The following is an 18,696-nucleotide window of genomic DNA, read 5'->3' as shown; positions in this document are numbered from 1 at the left end:
GAGAACTAAAATGATTGAAAATATGCTATAATAATAGGACGGAGGTAGAATATGACCTTAGATGTAGATAAAGAAAAAATGATGATTATGGGTGTGATTTTTGACAACAAAAAGGTATTTAAGAGTGTCTGGTTTGCTCTGAGCACCAATATGATTGAAGGATGGCATCCCACGGTAGAAGACGTGGAGCGACTGAGAGAAGAGGCAGTTGCATTAGGAGTTGGATAATGGTCAGAAAAATATATGATGGGTATGATTATATAGACCCTGATAATTTATACACTTATCCCCATTCATCTGTTCTCATAAATAAATTTAATGAGAAAAATGATAATAAAGCACGAGAATTAGAATATCGTTTAGTAGCAAGCCAAAGTTTAAAACTGTTTATTAATCCAATTGAAGTAAATACTGTTTCAGATATTTTAAAGATTCATAAGTTTCTTTTTGAAGGAATGTATACTTGGGCAGGTCAATACCGTCAAGTAAATATCTCTAAAAGTGGAAATGCTTTTATGCCAGTTCAGTCTTTTGATATGGCAGAAAAATTTTTAAATACTTTGCTTTCAAACTATTTACTTAACGCAAATAATAAAATTGAGATTTGTAAAAGTTTAGCTGAGATATTAGATAATCTAAATTATTTTCACCCATTTCGAGAAGGAAATGGTCGTACTCAACGAGAAGTTATCCGTTCTTTAGCTTTGATGAAAGGCTATGAATGTGAAATTTCAATTGGTTTAGATGATGATATCTATCACTTATATATGGATGGAACAGTTTATGGAGATACTAGTAAGCTCGAACAACTGTTCAATAAACTATTAACAGAAATATAGATCTGTAGTATATTTTAGTAGGAAACAGTATAAAGTGATGCTTATAAGGTAAAGTCATTACTTCAACAAAAATCTTTAAGCCCAATTGCTGGGCTTTTTGTGTTGCATTACAATCTTAAAAAGCTTGTAATCTAAAATTATCTCTCAGAATCTTGCAAACGTTTTTATAAAGTAGTATACTAGAAATAGTTTATGGAATCGTTTGCATAAAACGGTAAATGATGAAAAGAGAGTATAGTAGGAGACGAGACAGATGGAATTAACAGCGATTTATCACAGGCCTGAATCAGAGTACGCCTATCTTTATAAGGATGGCCAGCTCCATATTCGCATCCGGACCAAGAAAGAGGATATCAAACGGATTGTCTTGCACTATGGGGATCCTTTTATTTTTATAGAGGATCTATATGAGGCGACCAAGGAAATGGACAAGGTGACGACCGATGACCTCTTTGATTATTGGCAAGTGTCGGTATCTGTTGGCCATGCCCGGATCCAGTACCTCTTTGAATTAGAGGATAGAGCGGGAGAGAAGATCTTGTACGGGGACCGAGGTGTAGCAGCCTACACCAAGGAGAACCTGGACTTCGTCATGAACGGTTTTAAGCTTCCTTTTATCCATGAGATTGATGGTTGTGCTGTTCCGGATTGGGTGGCTCAGACGGTTTGGTATCAGATTTTTCCTGAGCGCTTTGCCAATGGGAATCCAGCCATCTCGCCAGAAGGCGTCCGTCCTTGGGATGCCTCTATTGCTCCTCAAATCTTGGATTTCTTTGGTGGAGATTTGCAGGGGATCATTGATCACTTGGACTACTTGCAGGAGTTAGGAATTACAGGTCTCTACCTTTGCCCGATTTTTGAATCACAGAGCAACCACAAATACGACACCATAGATTACTTTAAAATCGATCAACATTTTGGTGATAAGGAAACCTTCCGCCAGTTGGTGAAAGAGGCTCACGCGCGTGGGATGAAGATCATGCTGGATGCCGTCTTCAACCATATTGGCTATGATTCACCCCAATGGCAGGATGTGGTCAAACACGGGGAGGATTCGATTTACAAGGACTGGTTCCATATCAAAGAGTTCCCTGTCTCCTCAGAAAATCTGTGGAATAGTCGCGACTTGTCTTACCATGCTTTTGCCTTTGCAGGCTATATGCCCAAGCTCAATACGGCTAATCCAGAGGTGAAGGCCTATCTTTTGAAGGTTGCGACATACTGGATTGAAGAGTTTGATATTGATGCTTGGCGACTGGATGTGGCTAATGAAATCGACCATCAATTCTGGCGCGATTTCCGCAAGGCGGTCTTGGCCAAGAAGCCAGACCTCTATATCCTCGGGGAAATCTGGCATTCGTCCCAACCCTGGCTCAATGGCGATGAGTTCCATGCGGTGATGAACTATCCTCTCTCTGAGAGTATCAAGGATTATTTCCTGCGGGGACATAAGGAGACGCAACGCTTTATTTGGGAGATCAATAGCCAGTCTATGTACTACAGGCAGCAGATCTCTGAGGTGATGTTCAACCTCTTAGACTCCCATGATACAGAGCGTATCTTGACGACGGCTAAAGGCGATCTTCAGTCTGTCAAGTCTGCCCTCGCCTTCCTCTATCTGCAACGGGGAACGCCATGTATTTATTATGGAACGGAGCTAGCTCTCATCGGTGGCCCGGACCCAGATTGCCGCCGTGTCATGCCTTGGGAGCGCGTGTCAGCGGACAATGACATGCTGACCTTTATGAAGGACTTGATCCAGCTCAGAAAAGAAGTAGCGGGCGTTATCCAGCATGGTAAAGTGAGTCTGAAAGAAGTAGAGCCAGATGTAGTGGCAGTAGAATGGCAGCATGAAGGTCACATTCTCAAAGCCTACTTTAACCACTCTAAGAAAGAATTTGTATTAGAAAGAAGACAAGCAGATCTGATCAGCCATGGGACCATTTCCGATGATCGATTGATCATCCAACCAAATGGATTTGTTATTTATAGGGAAGATTAGTAAGAAAGAAGCCTGGAATCGAGAGATTGCGGGCTTCTTTTTATAAATAGTATCTTTATTCGCACCCTTATATTATAATAGGAGATGAGAAGGGGGGAGACGGTGATGAAGATGTTAGCAATCAATCCTATTTCGTTAAAAAAAAGAATGACAGAATTTCTGTTTGATTATCTTTTCATTTTAGCTTACCTAGTTCTTCTGTTTTTAGGTTCGATGCTTATTTACATCATCTTTTTTAATGGCGTCCCAGAGTTTACAGAAATTCAGTCGCAGTGGCTTGTATTCTTCACCTCTGTTTTGCCAATCACGCTTCTTTTCACATTCTTGGATTATAAAAATGATGGCAGTTTTGGGAAGGTAAAAGCGGGACTTGAACTTGTCTACCAGAAAAAAACAGTGCAGGCTAGCTTGATTAGAAATGTCATCAAATTTTTACCTTGGCAACTCGGTCATATGGGCACGATTCATGGCTTTTATAGTGATTTTGATGTGTTATCCATTATCCTTTCTATTTCAGCGACTTTACTCGCAGTTTTGCTACTAGCAATGACGATATTTAGGAAAGATAAGAGGCATCTAGGAGACTTGCTAGCCTATACACAAGTTCAACTAAAAGAAGAATAGGGATCCTATCCTTAAAGAAAAAGACAAACATAGTTAGGAAGTATCTGTATGAATGAGACCGTTGAGTTTACAAATCTTTGTATGGTAAGGGATGGCGATAGAGTACTTGTTATTGATCGTAAAAAAGAGGACTGGCCAGGCATTACCTTTCCTGGTGGTCATGTCGAAGTGGGAGAATCATTTACGGAAGCAGTAATCCGTGAAGTGAAGGAAGAAACTGGCTTAAGGATCGCTTCTCCTCAGATTTGTGGAATGAAAGATTGGGTGGAAGAAGGGATTCGTTATGTAGTTCTCTTTTATAAGACAGAAAAGTTTGAAGGAGACTTAATATCCTCTGAAGAGGGGGAAGTCTGGTGGGAGGACCTGAAAGAATTGCCAAATCTAGACCTCTCCTTAGATATGGAGGATATGCTTCGTATCTTTCTTGAAGAAGGCCTGTCTGAATTTTTCTACTACCAAGATGGAGAAGGCTGGAAATACGATTTAAAGTAAATTCGAATATTGATTCTTCTAATAATTAACTTGATAACTTTTTTAAGCAGCTAACCCATTGGTTGGCTGTTTTTCTTTTTTAATGACTGATTTATTCGTGGAACCTTGTTATAATAGGAGATGAAAGTGATTTGAATAATGATCGTCTTCTGTTTATAAGGTAAAGGTTGACATGCCCCTTGGGGACAGGAGTATCATATAGTAAAGGGGGTGCAAGATCATGTTAAGAGATGATATTCAAAGAATAACAGGTTTAACTCGAAAAGCACTAGAATACTATGAAGAAAAAGGTTTTATTCATCCTCGGAGACTAGAAAATGGGTATAGGGAATATTCAGAAAAGGATGTAGAGACTCTGAATAAGATTGCCTTGTTTAAAAAATTAGGGCTAACCATAACAGAAATAAAGGACTGTCTGAAGACAGATGGGGCTACTGCATCTAGTATTCTCAGAAGAAAAGAGCAAGAACTAGAAAGTGATGAGAAACGGAAAGTAGTGTTCGATCTCTATATCAAAGGTGCAGACACGGATCTAATCAATGAAAAACTTGCGGTCATAGAAGCTGAGGACTCCATTTATAAGAGACTAGAAAGAGCATTTCCAGGATACTTAGGTCAATGCTTATTTGCTGCCTATCAACCTTTTTTACAAGAGCCCTTGTCAAAAGATGGAGAAGAGGCATTTAAGAAATATATTCAATATTTAGATAGCCTTCCAACCTTTGAGTTAAGCAAAGAAGAACAGGATTATGTTGATGAACTGAGTTCTAGTTTTAATATGAAGACCTTAAAAGAGGTTAATGAAGCTAAGATAGCTGCGGTAGAAAGTTATGAAAAGTGGCATAATGAAAATAAGGACACAATTTCTATTTATGATCGCTATTTGAACAGTGATGATTACAAAACAAGTCCAATGAAAATTATTCAAGATCAACTGAAAACATTTTTGATTGACCATCACTACTATGAAGTAGCTATTCCTCTGATTAGACAATTTAGTAAGAGTTACGATCATTATTATAGAAAACTAACTGAGGCAAGTGACTATTATTTAAAGCAAAAGGGAGATGCTCCACAGTAAATCGGAAATCAATATACTTCATAAGATTTAACGATTAAGAGATAGAGTGAGGGAAGACATGCCCTTGCTCTGTTTTTTAGTTTCTTTAGTTGTACATTCCCCTCCATAGGTGTATAATGTGTCCTTAGATAAACAAATGAGGAGTTTACTATGGAATTAAAAGATTTTACAGAAAAAGAACAAGAACAAATCAAGCAAGGATTGAGCACGGCTGAGCTTTCTGATAAAGAAGCAGCGAAGAAGTTGCTCGCTCTTGTCCCGCAGGAATGGATCAAACGAATTCCTTTCTTTGTCAGAGGGCATGCGACGACCAAGACGGTTGAGCGTGTAGCCAAGCAATACCCTGAACTCTATGCCGTGGCAAAACGTCAAGGAGAACTTCCTGAAAAAGAAGGAGAGGAGCTCCGCAGGATTATGACAGTCATCTTTAAAGAAAAGATGAACAAACACAAGATTAAATAATCCTTTATTATTTTTTATCTCACATTGAACGAGTGATTGCAGTTGAAATATTGCGGTCGCTTTTTTGTTTACTAGTATGAAGACTTTTACACTAGTAAATAAAAATGAACAATATTTCATGGTATAATACTAATGAATGTAGTTCAAGAGGAATGAAGGATTCCTTTGGAGAAAAATAAGTAAAGGTATTCATTATGAAAAAATTTTTGATATTTATTTTTACAATGTTTGGATTGATGTTAGGAATGTTAGCTATGATGTATAATGAATATATTCGAGCTTATGAAGCGGCTCATCATAGATCAAGCTTTCCAGAACCGAAAGAAAATTTACTAGTACCAGTAAGTACAAGGGCATATGCAAAAGCTAAATCTTGGTCAGAGAAATCTCCTTTATCGAAGCAACAAATTAAAATTTATCTTACTAAGTATGGCATGTATTCAGAGTATATTTCCCAGTCCGCTGTCAATAAGCTTAATATAGACTGGAAAGAGCAGGCTGTTTTAAGAGCAAAATCATATCAAAAGTTTCATTATTCAAAAGAAAAGTTAGTTGGGCAACTTGTAAATGTTGATCTATTTACTCCAGAAGAGGCTGATTATGCTATAGAAAAAGTTCATTTCGATTGGAAAGAGGAAGCTGTGAAAGAAGCGGAATCTTCTGCAAACGGTGGCAAGATTTCGAAAGAACGGTTATTAGAAATACTTGTTGAAAATAGAAAATTTACTCAAGAGGAAGCGGAGTACGCAATAGAACATGCCAAAATAGATTGGTCTGATTAAACGATAATTTTAATTTTGATTTTTGTAACATATTAAAGAGCTGGACAGTCTGCCAGCTCTTTTTTGTTACTTATAAACTTTTCTTATTTCGTAAAAAATAGTTGGAGCAAAGCTAGTTTTAAACTATAATAGAGGAAAAGGATTATCGATATGAAAAATTTATAGAACAAACATTTTAATCAATAGAGAAGGAACCAGTTTATGAAACCATCTAAAAAATTCATGCTCCTTACTAGCTGTGCCTTGGCGATCTTTGCTTTAGTGGCTTGTAGTAGCAACCAAAAGCAATACAAGGAAAAGCAGGCAAGTTCCACTGTACAGAAATCTAGTTCAGATAAGGAGCGCTACAAGGGAAGCTACAGCAACCTCAACAGCAAGGCGAGTGTCGAAGAAGTGCGGACTCTCTTGTCTGCTTATTTGGATCAGGACAGTGTAGATAAATTTTTGGGTCTGGTAACAGATTACGATAGCATTGTCGGCTCGGTCGGCTTAACGGGTGACTTCAGCACCTTCAAGAAAACAGACTACAATGTTGAGAAGATCAGTGACTTGTGGACCAAGAAAAAGGGCGATTTCGTCGGGACCAACTGCCGGATCAATAGCTATACTCTTCTGAAGAACCGCATCGAGATCCCTAAGATGAAAGCGGATAGTGAACTCTTGTTCGTGGACAATGATGCCATTGACAAAGGCAAGGTCTTCGATGAGGCAGACAAGGAAGCCTTTAACATTCTGTATTCACGGGTTCCGACAGAAGCTACAACGGATGTCAAGGTCCATGCTAAGAAGATGGAAGAGTATTTTTCTCACTTCAAGTTCAATGAAAATGCGCGCATGCTTTCTGTTATTGTTCATGATAACCTAGATGGCAATACCCTTTTTGTCGGTCACGTCGGTGTCTTGGTTCCTGCTAAGGACGGCTATCTCTTTGTCGAAAAGCTGACCTTTGAAGAGCCCTATCAAGCCATTAAGTTTGCGACTAAGGAAGATGTCTACAAATACTTGGAGACCAAATACCAAGACTACACAGGCGAAGGTCTGGCTAAGCCCTTTATCATGGATAATGAAAAATGGGTTGAGATGAAGTAGAGGATGAAAGACAGCGTGTTAGAATTTAGAAAGATAATGGAGTATGCTCCGATTCTATATGTGCTCATTTTCTTGTTCTTTTTCAGTCTTCTCCTTTTCCTGAGAAGAAGGGCAATCGTGAAACGTAGTGGAGGTCCCTTCTTTGCCCCTTTCCATATTAGCTATGGAATCTTCTATATCCATGCCGCACTATGTTTCAGTCGGCGAATGATCCCACTGAAAGAGATCAAGCAAATCACGTATGTAATTTTTCGTGGACGATCTGGTGGCGGGGCTCGCTATGCTTTCTATATTGAACTCAGAAATGGAAAGACCGTTCCCTTCTTTTTTGGAAAAAGTAAGCGGAATGAAGAGCTAGTGGAGAAGCTAAAACGAAATGCTGGCAGGTATGGGTTTAAGGTAGATAGCACTGGAAATTAATTGAAAGAAAAAGGAATCGCGAATGAGTAGAAAGCAAGCCCTATCTATGTATTTGTTAGGGACCTTTGGTCAAGTATTAGGAGTTAGCCTTCTGGTGTGGTTTTTAAGAGTAGGAGGAGTGAAGGTTGATTTTACATCACCAATGGGGATGATTGCTGTTGTTTTAGGTGGCTTATCATCTGCTTTTTGGGGGAGTCTTGCAAGCATTAGTTACTATCAATCTAGTTTCAAACAAGTTTTAAAAGATTTTTTTCAAGTCAAAGACAGTTTGGCAAATTATTGCTTGGTGCTCGTTTTCTTGTTGCTTGACTTTTTCCCATTTATCTTAGGTGGTAAGATCACCACTCAATCGTTGGTCTTGCCAGTAGTGCTCTTTTTCAAGGCTCTTCTTTTTGGTGGAGTTGAAGAAATTGGCTGGCGTTATTTCTTTCAACCAACTTTGCAGGAAAAAATACCTTATTTTTCAGCTACTTTGATCACCTTTTTAGCTTGGTCTAGTTGGCATCTACTATATTTTTATATCGACGGTTCTTTAGCTGTCATTCAATTGTTTCCGTTTCTAGTAGGTCTGCTAACTAACTGCTTTATCTTATCGGCCTTGTATCATAAAACGCAAAATTTATGGCTCTGTGTCATGACTCATGCCTGTATCAATTCCTTGTCTCAGATGATAGTGAATGAAGATGTATGGCTATCTATAGTTAGTAAATTTCTTATTATTAGTTTAGCAATCATGATTGCAAGAAAGAAGTATGTAACTGTAAAGGAAGAAAAATGAGCAAATTTATTTCAAAACAATCAGTCGCTAGTTGGTATGCAATGACTGCCCTCTTAGCTACCTTTCTAGTAGGGCAAGTGATCCTTTGGTTTTTCCCAGATGGAAGTAGTATGGGGACCTCACTACTGTTTATCCTAATGAACTTGATTCCCCTGATTGTGGCGGCTGTCTTTTCTCTGGTGTTGAGTGAAGTCAACTCCTTGGGTGAATTTTTCAAAAAGGTCTTTCTTCAAAAAGAAAGTTCCCTATCTTGGATCCTAGCTTTCTTCATCCCCGTCATCTATTATGGGATTTCCATCCTGCTTATGAACGTTCGCTTTACTGGGAACTCCCTCTTGGCCTTCTTCATTTATTTCCCCTGGACCTTATTATATGGAGGTTTGGAAGAAGTAGGCTGGCGTTGGTTTTTACAAGATCATCTTTCCTTTAGTAAGCACTTTATACCTAAAATGATGGTTCTTTCCATTGTCTGGTTCCTCTGGCATATTCCTATCTATCAACTCCCTTGGATTACCGCAGGTTCATCCAACTATCTCATCTTTTACCTGATGATTTTAGGGAATACCTTCCTTTTTGGAGCGCTCAAGGAGTACTCGAAAGGAGCTGTCCCTTGTATCCTCGCTCATATGCTGATCGATAGTCTGGCTGTCCTTATGTTGGTTCAGAGTTCTCTTCCTCAGATTATCCTTCTGGTTAGTTTCGAAATCCTAGTAGCCTCTTGGCTAGTGGCTATACGAAAATCAGAGAAATAGAATTGTACCTCTTTCGGTGGGAGTCTGTCATCTTTACCCTTTAGGACTTCAATGTAGAGTCCATAAAATGCTATAATCAGTTTAACGAAGAACCTAGCGATAGGATCAAAGTATCAACACAGTGTTATTCTTATCTATAATGAGAGGGGGGGAAAACCATGCAAAAAACCTTTCAGTTGTTGCGAAGAGGAGATCTAGAGGGAGTTCGTCAGATATTGGATAAAAAGCCTGAAGAAGTCAATGCTGTTTCGGGTGACAAACCTAAAAGAGATCAGGGACAGTCGCTCCTTCAAGTCGCTATCAAATCGGGACATTTAGATATTGCAGACTTACTCATTGATAGAGGGGCAGATCTTAACTTTATCGAAGAGCCGACAGAGCTGAATCCGTTTTGTCAACCAGTCCTCCAAACAGCGGGTGGTAGAGCTGTATTTGACTGCAGGCGCATGATCAAACGTTGGAATGGCCAATATGAGATGTATTCGTCTAAGGAAAAGGCTGACCGGTCTTTCAAAGTTTTTGAGAAAATGTTGGAACTTGGGGCCGATATTTCTCAGAAAGACAGTCATGGTGGGACTTTGTTGCAAACTATTTTAATTGAAACCAAGGAAGTGTTGCCATCTTATTATTGGAAAACAAAAGAAACAAGCGATAATGTCCTCATAACGGATGAATTACGGCATGATTTAAATCGTATTTATGATCTCCTGATTCGTTATGGTGTGACTGCGGATGAAATAGCGGTCTATCAGAAGATTCCTCTCAAAGAACTTTACCAAGACAGTCCGACCATGGAGTTCTTAAATCGGTTAGATCAGAGCAGAGCTTGATAAGCATTTGAACTACTAGTTAAAAGAGCCTCAGGGCTCTTTTAATTTGTTCTGATAGAGTTAGAAGTAGTAGGAAAATGTTAGACCGGATTTTCTTAAAAAAATGGATACAAATCCTAGATGAAATAGAGTATACTAGTTTATGAAAGAACAAGATTTTTAAGTACCTAATTCAGGAGGGCAGTTTATGTCTCAAGAAACTTACATCATGGCGATTGATCAGGGAACTACTAGTTCGCGGGCTATCATTTTTAACAAAAAAGGCGAGCAAGTCAGCTCTAGTCAAAAGGAATTCACTCAGATTTTTCCGCAGGCTGGTTGGGTGGAGCACAATGCTAATGAAATTTGGAATTCGGTGCAGTCGGTGATTGCTGAGGTCTTTATCGAAAGTGGCATCAAGCCCAATCAAATAGAGGCAATCGGCATTACCAATCAGCGAGAAACGACAGTTGTTTGGGATAAGAACACGGGGCTTCCTATTTACAATGCCATTGTCTGGCAATCACGGCAAACTGCTCCACTGGCTGAAGAACTTAAAAACCAAGGCTATGTAGAAACCTTCCACCAAAAGACAGGTCTAGTCATTGATGCCTACTTCTCAGCGACTAAAGTCCGTTGGATCTTGGACCATGTTGAAGGGGCGCAAGAGCGTGCGGAGAAGGGCGAATTACTTTTTGGAACCATTGATACTTGGTTGGTCTGGAAGCTGACGGATGGAGCTGCCCACGTGACAGACTATTCCAATGCAGCCCGTACCATGCTTTACAATATCAAGGAACTGAAATGGGACGATGAAATCTTAGACATTCTCAACATTCCTAAAGCCATGCTTCCTGAAGTCCGTTCAAACTCTGAAATCTATGGCAAGACAGCGCCTTTCCATTTCTACGGTGGACAAGTGCCGATTGCAGGGATGGCAGGAGACCAGCAGGCTGCTCTCTTTGGCCAATTGGCCTTTGAACCTGGTATGGTCAAAAACACTTATGGAACTGGATCTTTCATCATCATGAATACGGGTGAGGAGATGCAGTTATCAGAGAATAACCTGCTGACGACGATTGGTTATGGAATCAATGGCAAGGTCTACTATGCATTAGAAGGATCTATCTTTATCGCTGGAAGTGCCATTCAGTGGCTCCGTGATGGCCTGCGTATGATCGATAATTCACCTGAATCTGAGGTCTATGCTTTGAAGTCCCAGAACCAGGATGAAATCTATGTGGTCCCTGCTTTTACTGGTCTTGGAGCACCATACTGGAATCAAGAGGCGCGTGGTTCTGTCTTTGGGCTTACCAGAGGAACGACCAAGGAGGACTTTATCAAAGCAACCCTTCAATCGATTGCCTATCAAGTACGCGATATCATCGACACCATGCAGGTAGACGCTAAAACTCCTATCCCTGTCCTAAAAGTAGATGGAGGAGCAGCGAAAAATGATTATTTAATGCAGTTTCAGGCAGATATTCTTGGAATTGCGATTGCCCGCGCGAAAAACTTGGAAACAACGGCTTTAGGAGCGGCCTTCCTAGCAGGTCTGACCGTAGGCTATTGGAAGGATTTGGAAGAATTAAAATCTCTTCATGGAGCAGCCCAAATCTTTGAACCCAAGATGAATGAATCCCGAAAGGAAGAGCTATACAAGGGGTGGAAGAAAGCAGTCAAAGCCACTCAAGTATTTGCAGAGTCTGATGACTAAAGGGACCCATCAAACGAATAGTTTAAGAGAAGCCTTCGAAAGAAGGCTTTTTATGTAGGGGTTACAGAATAGAATAGTGATCCATTGTGAGTAAAAGACATACTCTATTTCACGCTTTCGTTCATTTATCACTAAATAAAAATATCATATAAATAAACTATTTTTTTGAAAAAATAGGCTAGAGATTGAAATGTTTTTCACAAAAGAGTATACTATTAGCATAGTTTTGTCGGAAATTTATAATAGACCCCATCAAAACTAGTTGTCAACCCTTGCTGTTCTGATAGGAACGTTTGCTGGTATCGTTGATACCAAGGAGGAATCATATGTCTAAAGTAGCTATTGTCACAGGTGCTGGTCAAGGAATCGGTTTTGCAATCGCAAAACGTTTGGTGCAAGATGGCTTTAAGGTTGGAGTATTGGACTACAACGCTGAAACAGCTGAAAAAGCAGTTGCTGAGTTGTCCGCAGATAATGCTTTTGCAGTCGTAGCTGATGTGTCTAAAAAAGAAGAAGTGGCTGCAGCTTTCCAAAAGGTTGTTGACCATTTTGGAGATTTGAATGTTGTCGTGAACAATGCAGGTGTTGCACCAACTACACCACTTGATACGATTACAGAAGAACAATTCACACGTACATTTGCTATTAACGTTGGTGGTGTGATTTGGGGTGCACAAGCAGCTCAAGCACAGTTCAAAGCACTAGGTCATGGTGGGAAGATCATCAATGCGACTTCACAAGCAGGGGTTGTCGGAAATCCAAACTTGACCATTTATGGTGGGACCAAGTTTGCTGTTCGTGGGATTACGCAAACCTTGGCGCGTGACTTGGCAGATTCAGGAATCACTGTCAATGCTTATGCACCAGGTATCGTGAAGACTCCAATGATGTTTGACATTGCTCATGAAGTTGGGAAGAATGCAGGTAAAGACGACGAATGGGGTATGCAAACATTCGCTAAAGATATCACTTTGAAGCGTCTTTCAGAACCAGAAGATGTAGCAGCAGCGGTTAGCTTCCTTGCTGGACCTGATTCAAACTACATCACAGGACAAACCATTATCGTGGATGGTGGAATGCAGTTCCATTAAGATAAAAACAGAGGTTGGGATCAATATCCTAACCTCTAATTTTGTGCGTTCACAATAAAGGAAATAGAGATCAAAAAAACCACTCCCGAAAGGGAAGTGGTTTTGTGTTGGTTCTTATTTGAGACCGTATTTTTTGTTGAAACGATCCACACGTCCATCTGCTTGAGTGAACTTTTGACGTCCAGTGTAGAATGGGTGTGAGTCTGATGAAATTTCAACACGGATCAATGGGTAAGTTTCACCTTCGAATTCAACTGTTTCGCTAGAGTACTTAGTTGAACCGCTGAGGAACTTGTAACCAGTAGTAGTGTCCATGAAGACAACAGGGCGATATTCTGGATGGATATCTTTTTTCATTTTGCAATATTTCCTTTCTGCCATGGTCTCTTTCCGAGCCATAGATTGTTACTAAGCTAGTTTACCAAATTTCTAGGATCTTGACAAGTATTTTCACTAATTTTATTTAAATTAATGATCAAAAAAATCACCCTGGCTAAGCCAAGGCGATGATGATCTTATTATTGTTCAGATTGATTTGGATCTTTTGGTGCTTCAACTGGTTGATCAGCTTGTCCCTCAGTGTGTTCGTGTGATTCTTTTTTGATTTCATCTACAGCAGTTTTAACTGTAGAAGTTGTCACGCGTCCAACTGATTGGGCAAATCCTTTACCAGATTCAGCAAGTTCTTCGAAGGTTCCTTTAGTGATTTTACCACCTGACATCGCCAAGAGACCAGTCACAACAATAGCGATGCTTGCAATCAAAGTAAGGATTAACCCAAAGCCGATTGAAACCAATCCACCTAACTCAGAGGTAAACTCACTTCCATTGAAGGTTGCAAGCAATGAAACCATTGTAGAAATAAAACCTGCAACAATGATGATAGTTGAAAAAGTTTTATTTAAAGGGGTATTGATGTTATTCAAGCAGGCAAGAACGATAGAGGCAATAGAAAGGACGATTACAATCCATCCGCTATTTTGGATTCCAGAAATGCTAATAACTCCAAAGACAGTGGTATACCATGGCAAGAAAGTACCAAGAATTGCTACCGCAGCAGAGATAATGATAAACAATCTATTTTTTTCCATAATAGGTCTCCTTAAAAATTGTATTAGCTTTATTTTACCATAAGAAAGATCAAATGAAAACCCCGTGACTAAGATAAAAAGGCTGAGAAACCGTTCTCAGCCTTCGTTCGTGCGAGCCACTTCTTGTAGCTCTTTGTAGATTTGGTCGTTTTCTTCGAGAGAGTAGGAGTTAGCTCCGCTAGCTAGTGGATGGCCACCACCATTATGACGTTTGGCAATTTCGTTGATCACCTTTCGTTTGCTACGCATCCGGACACGGAAGTGACCGTCGGCCTGCTCGACAAAGATAGCCCAAACAGACACGGTATCGATGCGTCCAGGAGCCCCAACAATCGCAGCAGTCTCGGAATCACGTAGATCGAATTTCTTTAAGAGCTCTTGTGTCAAGGTCACACGCGCAGCACCATGTTCATCGATCTCAAGATGGTCATAGACATAGCCTTGAAGCTTAGCTGTTTTGAGATTGATCGTATCCATCTGACGAGCAAGGGCTGTAAAATCAAAAGGAATGCTACGAAGATAGGCAGCCAGCTCGAAAGTTCGAGTCGAAGTAGCAGGATAAAGGAAGCGACCTGTATCGCCGACAATCCCAGCATAGAGAAGACGCGCAGAACTTACAGGAAGTTCAAGATCCAATTCCTTAGCAAAAAGTGCAATCAACTCACTGGTAGAGCTAGACTCAGTATCGACCCAGAGCAGATCTCCATAAGCATCGTCATTTGGGTGGTGGTCGATCTTGATCAGGAAATCACCGTTCGTATAGCGCTTGTCATCGATGCGGGGAGTATTAGCCGTATCACAGACAATCACCAAAGCTCCAGCATAGTCCTCATCTTTGACTTCATCCATTTCAGCAAGCCAAGTCAAGGTCGGTTCATCATAGCCAGTTGCCAAGACCCGCTTTTGAGGGAAGTGCGCACGCAGGAGATCCCGCAAGCCCACCTGGCTACCAATCGCATCCGGATCCGGATTCTGATGACGGTGGATAATAATCGTGTCATAAGCTTGAATCTTTTCAAGAATTTCATTCATTACGTTCATACATTACCTCATTTTCTCTGTCAATTTTAACATAAGAAAGGCCCATCCAGCAAGCATTTATCACTAATTAGGAGCTATGGAAGCGGTTTTACAGAAGTTCATTATTTTGGTAGAATGGATGGATATGATGAAAGAAATCAAACAATCAGCTAAAAGAAAACGATGGTTAGAATTTCCAAAAACAATTGTAGTAGTGTTGATCGTAATGCTTATTGCAGTATTCCTAAGTAGTTGTAGTAACAATCAACCGGCATTGAATGTTTTAAAGAAAAAGCAATTTATTATGATTAAAATGGGAGATTCTACCGATGAGCATTTTGAGGTTGGGGTGGACCTTGAGAAAAAAGAATATTACTATAATGATGAAACGGCAGTGAAAGACGATACAGTTTATGGTGGTTATAAAGCGGACTGGGATCGTAAACAGTATTACAAATCTGCAGTAAATAACGAATTATCATCAGTTCTATTAAGTAAGAAAATTACTACTGATGAAATTAAGAAATCCAATTATCAAATTACACGCTCACCAGATTCTTTAGTAAATAAAGAATTATTGAAAGAGGAATATCCGCCAGAATTTGAAGGTAGATATTCTATCAAGGATAGTCAGTTTTCCAAAGTTCGTATCACCTACAACAAAGAATTCTTACCCACTAAAATCGAATGGTACTATAAGGGTGAAGAAGGCCTCAAATGGTACACTTGGCGCACCTATTCGTATCCCTTCAAAAATAAGGCTAATTTTGATAAGAAATTAGATGAAGAAATTAAAACTATTAAAGCAATTCAAGAAGAAAACGAGGGCGATTAGGTTGAATCGGTCCAAATTCTTGAAACGTGTCCCTTCTTTCAGCTTATCGGGAAAGGTTTCGTGCAAAATGTTTGAAAAAGTGGTATAATACGGGAAATAGCTTTTGGGAGGAAATTATGACTGTAGCGAAGATTGTTTTTGCTAGTATGACTGGAAATACTGAAGAAATTGCTGATATCGTAGCGGACAAATTCCGTGATCTTGGTGTCGAAGTAGATGTGGATGAGTGTACAACTGTGGATGCGGAAGACTTCCTTGATGCGGATATCGCAGTGGTAGCGACTTATACTTACGGTGATGGAGAGCTTCCAGATGAGATTCAAGATTTCTACGAAGATTTGGCTGGCCTTGATCTCAAAGGCAAACTTTACGGTGTGGTAGGATCAGGTGATACCTTCTACGATGAATTCTGTAAAGCAGTTGATGATTTCGACCGTTGCTTCGCTGCGACTGGTGCTGAAAAAGGTTCTGAGTGTGTCAAAGTTGATTTGTCTGCAGAAGACGAAGACATCGAAAAATTAGAAGCCTTTGCAGAAGAACTTGTAGCCAAAGCAAATTAATGACTAAGAGGCCGGATCGATGGATTACAGCCTCGATTTATATCCAAAAAAAGAGGAGACACATGGATTTAGATCAGATTCGTAAGGACATTGACCAGATCGATCAAGAGCTTGTAGCCTTGCTGGAAAGACGGATGGTCTGTGTCGGTCAGATTGTAAAATATAAGGAGCAGCAGGGCTTACCTGTGCTCGATCAAGGAAGGGAAAGAGAGGTACTTGAGAAAGTCGGCTCTCTCGTGACGGATGAACAGTATCGTGCGACTATTCAAGCTCAGTTTCAAGATATGATGAAGCGCTCGAGAGACTTCCAAGAGGAGGTGAGGGCGCGTGACTAGTCTATCTATCAAGCAAAAAGCACAGCAGTATGTGATCCTAACAGGGATGGCCCTCTTCATCGGTCTCTTGGTCGGTGCTATTGATATGATTTTTGGTCAAGGTCTTCTCCTGATTGGAGATTTTCGAAGCCAGCATTGGCCCTTGATTCTTTTTCTAGCCTTAGCGGGGCTTGTCATCGTTTATCTTTATAAACGTTTTGGTGGCAAGGCTTCAAAAGGGATGGGCCTCATCTTTGATGTCGGACACGCGCGTGAGGAGAAAATCCCCTTGGTCTTGGTGCCTTTGATCATGCTGACAACCTGGATGAGCCATCTCTTTGGTGGTTCGGTCGGTCGGGAAGGTGTAGCGGTCCAGATCGGAGCGACCCTTTCGCATCGTTTTGCGCGTCATATTAAGATTCCAGATGCTTCGCGTATTTTTCTCATGACCGGGATGGCAGCTGGTTTTGCGGGGCTCTTTCAGACGCCACTCGCAGCAACCTTCTTTGCTCTCGAAGTCTTGACAGTTGGGGAGTTGCAGTTGATGGCTCTCTATCCTGCGCTCATCGCCTCAATCGTGGCTAGCTTCACCTCTCATGCTCTTGGTTTAGAGAAATTTGCTGTGCCACTAAGAGAAACGCTGAACTGGACACCAGAGACCTTGATCAAAGTTGCCCTTCTTGGCCTGGCTTTTGGCCTCGCTGGGAAACTCTTTGCTGTTAGCCTTTCCTGGTTGAAGAAAACCGTCGCTCAAGTCTTGCCTAATCCTTATATCCGGATTGCCCTTATAGGGGCTAGTCTCAGCTTGGTCCTCTTGACCCTCCAGCTGACCAAGGTCGGAACATACAGTGGACTTGGAACCAATCTGATTGATGTGGCTTTTCATCAGGGAAGTGCGCAGAGTTATGACTGGATTTTGAAGCTCCTCTTTACCGTGGTGACCATCTCTGCTGGATACCAAGGAGGAGAAGTGACCCCGCTCTTTGCGATCGGAGCTACACTTGGAGTCTTTCTCGCTCCTATGCTAGGGTTACCAGTCTTAGTCGTGGCCGCTATCGGTTATGCCAGTGTCTTTGGCAGTGCGACCACGACCTTGCTCGCACCGATCTTGATCGGAGGAGAAGTATTTGGCTATGCCAATCTTCCTTTCTTTGTCATCGCTTGTGCCATCGCCTATTGCCTACCAAAAGAGTGGAGCATTTATTCCGGTCAAAAAGTTGCGAAAAAGTAGAGAAAAGAGTTTACAAACCTGAAATTATCTGATATGATAGTTTCTGTGCGTAATGGAAGCACAAAAATACAGTTTATCCGCTGAGGGAGGTCCCTCAAGATTGACGAAGATAGGAGAATAAAATGAATCCATTAATCCAAAGCTTGACTGAAGGTCAACTTCGTACTGATATCCCTGCATTCCGTCCTGGTGACACTGTTCGTGTACACGCGAAAGTTGTCGAAGGATCTCGTGAACGTATCCAGATCTTTGAAGGTGTTGTTATCGCTCGTAAAGGTCAAGGACACACTGAAATGTACACTGTTCGTAAAATCTCTAACGGTGTCGGTGTTGAACGTACATTCCCAGTACACACTCCACGTGTAGAAAAGATTGAAGTTGTACGTTACGGTAAAGTACGTCGTGCGAAATTGTACTACCTTCGTGCATTGCAAGGTAAAGCAGCTCGTATTAAAGAAATCCGTCGTTAAGACGAACAAGGAGGCGGGAGTGATCTCGCTTCTTTTTTTATCGGTCCCCTTAGTTCAATGGATATAACAACTCCCTCCTAAGGAGTAGTTGCTGGTTCGATTCCGGCAGGGGGCATAAGGAAAAAGGGAACTCGTACATGCGAGTTCCTTTTTGTGTGTAAATGTAAAGTCAAGAAAAGAAGGAATATCTCCATGTAATGAATTGATTTTTGAGGAAGGAAGGAGTAAAATGTAGTT

23 protein-coding genes and 1 tRNA gene are annotated in these 18,696 nt (G+C 40.7%); 21 read left to right on the top strand and 3 right to left on the bottom strand.

What is annotated here, in order from left to right; all coding sequences use genetic code 11:
• The first annotated feature begins 51 nt into the window (after nt 1-51).
• From O3605_RS01160 to O3605_RS01090, 15 genes are all read left to right on the top strand, one after another.
• Nucleotides 52-228, top strand: coding sequence for a hypothetical protein (locus tag O3605_RS01160; protein ID WP_003017298.1), 177 nt, complete (start codon nt 52-54; stop codon nt 226-228).
• Nucleotides 228-839 (top strand): Fic/DOC family protein, encoded by a 612-nt coding sequence (locus O3605_RS01155; RefSeq protein ID WP_023023568.1) that lies wholly within the window; start codon nt 228-230, stop codon nt 837-839. The genes O3605_RS01160 and O3605_RS01155 overlap by 1 nt, the downstream gene beginning before the upstream one ends.
• A gap of 253 nt (nt 840-1,092) precedes the next feature.
• Nucleotides 1,093-2,841, top strand: coding sequence for a glycoside hydrolase family 13 protein (locus O3605_RS01150; RefSeq protein WP_371585089.1), 1,749 nt, complete (start codon nt 1,093-1,095; stop codon nt 2,839-2,841).
• 84 nt (nt 2,842-2,925) lie between these two features.
• Complete coding sequence (locus tag O3605_RS01145; protein ID WP_371585088.1) at nt 2,926-3,465, top strand: RDD family protein; 540 nt, start codon at nt 2,926-2,928, stop codon at nt 3,463-3,465.
• Nucleotides 3,466-3,513: 48 nt separating this feature from the next.
• Nucleotides 3,514-3,957, top strand: coding sequence for an 8-oxo-dGTP diphosphatase (locus O3605_RS01140; protein WP_371585087.1), 444 nt, complete (start codon nt 3,514-3,516; stop codon nt 3,955-3,957).
• A 220-nt stretch (nt 3,958-4,177) separates the two neighbouring features.
• Nucleotides 4,178-5,038: a MerR family transcriptional regulator gene (locus O3605_RS01135; protein WP_371585086.1), complete on the top strand. Its 861-nt coding sequence runs from the start codon at nt 4,178-4,180 to the stop codon at nt 5,036-5,038.
• A 150-nt stretch (nt 5,039-5,188) separates the two neighbouring features.
• Nucleotides 5,189-5,500: a hypothetical protein gene (locus tag O3605_RS01130; protein WP_371585085.1), complete on the top strand. Its 312-nt coding sequence runs from the start codon at nt 5,189-5,191 to the stop codon at nt 5,498-5,500.
• Nucleotides 5,501-5,694: 194 nt separating this feature from the next.
• Nucleotides 5,695-6,282 (top strand): Ltp family lipoprotein, encoded by a 588-nt coding sequence (locus O3605_RS01125; RefSeq protein WP_118094927.1) that lies wholly within the window; start codon nt 5,695-5,697, stop codon nt 6,280-6,282.
• 201 nt (nt 6,283-6,483) lie between these two features.
• Entirely contained in the window at nt 6,484-7,371 is an 888-nt protein-coding gene (locus O3605_RS01120) for a DUF4300 family protein (RefSeq protein ID WP_003003357.1), read from the top strand.
• A gap of 3 nt (nt 7,372-7,374) precedes the next feature.
• On the top strand, nt 7,375-7,791 hold the full coding sequence (locus O3605_RS01115; RefSeq protein ID WP_371585084.1) for a hypothetical protein: 417 nt from the start codon (nt 7,375-7,377) through the stop codon (nt 7,789-7,791).
• 22 nt (nt 7,792-7,813) lie between these two features.
• Complete coding sequence (locus O3605_RS01110; protein ID WP_371585083.1) at nt 7,814-8,569, top strand: CPBP family intramembrane glutamic endopeptidase; 756 nt, start codon at nt 7,814-7,816, stop codon at nt 8,567-8,569.
• Entirely contained in the window at nt 8,566-9,321 is a 756-nt protein-coding gene (locus tag O3605_RS01105) for a CPBP family intramembrane glutamic endopeptidase (RefSeq protein WP_371585082.1), read from the top strand. The genes O3605_RS01110 and O3605_RS01105 overlap by 4 nt, the downstream gene beginning before the upstream one ends.
• A gap of 158 nt (nt 9,322-9,479) precedes the next feature.
• Nucleotides 9,480-10,151 (top strand): ankyrin repeat domain-containing protein, encoded by a 672-nt coding sequence (locus O3605_RS01100; RefSeq protein WP_371585081.1) that lies wholly within the window; start codon nt 9,480-9,482, stop codon nt 10,149-10,151.
• A gap of 187 nt (nt 10,152-10,338) precedes the next feature.
• The gene (glpK, locus tag O3605_RS01095) at nt 10,339-11,847 is read left to right on the top strand and encodes a glycerol kinase GlpK (protein ID WP_371585080.1); all 1,509 of its coding nucleotides are present in this window, start codon (nt 10,339-10,341) and stop codon (nt 11,845-11,847) included.
• A 326-nt stretch (nt 11,848-12,173) separates the two neighbouring features.
• Nucleotides 12,174-12,938, top strand: coding sequence for a (S)-acetoin forming diacetyl reductase (locus O3605_RS01090; RefSeq protein WP_070594517.1), 765 nt, complete (start codon nt 12,174-12,176; stop codon nt 12,936-12,938).
• Nucleotides 12,939-13,052: 114 nt separating this feature from the next.
• On the opposite strand, the gene O3605_RS01085 is transcribed toward O3605_RS01090, so the two are convergent.
• The 3 genes from O3605_RS01085 to O3605_RS01075 form a co-directional block, all read right to left on the bottom strand.
• A complete protein-coding gene (locus O3605_RS01085; RefSeq protein ID WP_003016441.1) occupies nt 13,053-13,295 on the bottom strand; it encodes a type B 50S ribosomal protein L31 in 243 nt (80 codons plus the stop codon).
• A gap of 161 nt (nt 13,296-13,456) precedes the next feature.
• Nucleotides 13,457-14,029 (bottom strand): lantibiotic ABC transporter permease, encoded by a 573-nt coding sequence (locus tag O3605_RS01080; protein WP_350007565.1) that lies wholly within the window; start codon nt 14,027-14,029, stop codon nt 13,457-13,459.
• A 96-nt stretch (nt 14,030-14,125) separates the two neighbouring features.
• Nucleotides 14,126-15,070 carry a DHH family phosphoesterase gene (locus O3605_RS01075; RefSeq protein WP_049485846.1) on the bottom strand — a complete coding sequence of 315 codons (945 nt, stop codon included), beginning with the start codon at nt 15,068-15,070 and terminating at the stop codon, nt 14,126-14,128.
• A gap of 76 nt (nt 15,071-15,146) precedes the next feature.
• Between O3605_RS01075 and O3605_RS01070 the strand changes: the two genes are divergently transcribed.
• From O3605_RS01070 to O3605_RS01045, 6 genes are all read left to right on the top strand, one after another.
• Nucleotides 15,147-15,884, top strand: coding sequence for a hypothetical protein (locus O3605_RS01070; RefSeq protein WP_371585079.1), 738 nt, complete (start codon nt 15,147-15,149; stop codon nt 15,882-15,884).
• A gap of 116 nt (nt 15,885-16,000) precedes the next feature.
• Complete coding sequence (locus O3605_RS01065) at nt 16,001-16,444, top strand: flavodoxin (RefSeq protein ID WP_003007049.1); 444 nt, start codon at nt 16,001-16,003, stop codon at nt 16,442-16,444.
• A 62-nt stretch (nt 16,445-16,506) separates the two neighbouring features.
• Nucleotides 16,507-16,779: a chorismate mutase gene (locus O3605_RS01060; protein ID WP_049487625.1), complete on the top strand. Its 273-nt coding sequence runs from the start codon at nt 16,507-16,509 to the stop codon at nt 16,777-16,779.
• Nucleotides 16,780-16,825: 46 nt separating this feature from the next.
• On the top strand, nt 16,826-17,989 hold the full coding sequence (locus O3605_RS01055; protein WP_371585112.1) for a chloride channel protein: 1,164 nt from the start codon (nt 16,826-16,828) through the stop codon (nt 17,987-17,989).
• A 122-nt stretch (nt 17,990-18,111) separates the two neighbouring features.
• Nucleotides 18,112-18,459 carry a 50S ribosomal protein L19 gene (gene rplS, locus O3605_RS01050; RefSeq protein WP_003003254.1) on the top strand — a complete coding sequence of 116 codons (348 nt, stop codon included), beginning with the start codon at nt 18,112-18,114 and terminating at the stop codon, nt 18,457-18,459.
• A 43-nt stretch (nt 18,460-18,502) separates the two neighbouring features.
• Nucleotides 18,503-18,574: transfer RNA gene (locus O3605_RS01045), tRNA-Arg, on the top strand.
• The last annotated feature ends 122 nt before the right edge of the window (nt 18,575-18,696 follow it).

Origin of the sequence: Streptococcus sp. 27098_8_99 (genome assembly GCF_041431935.1) — a bacterium.
Lineage (GTDB): Bacteria > Bacillota > Bacilli > Lactobacillales > Streptococcaceae > Streptococcus > Streptococcus parasanguinis_D.
Note: the sequence above shows the minus strand (reverse complement) of the source record. Positions and strands in the feature narration are given on the sequence as shown.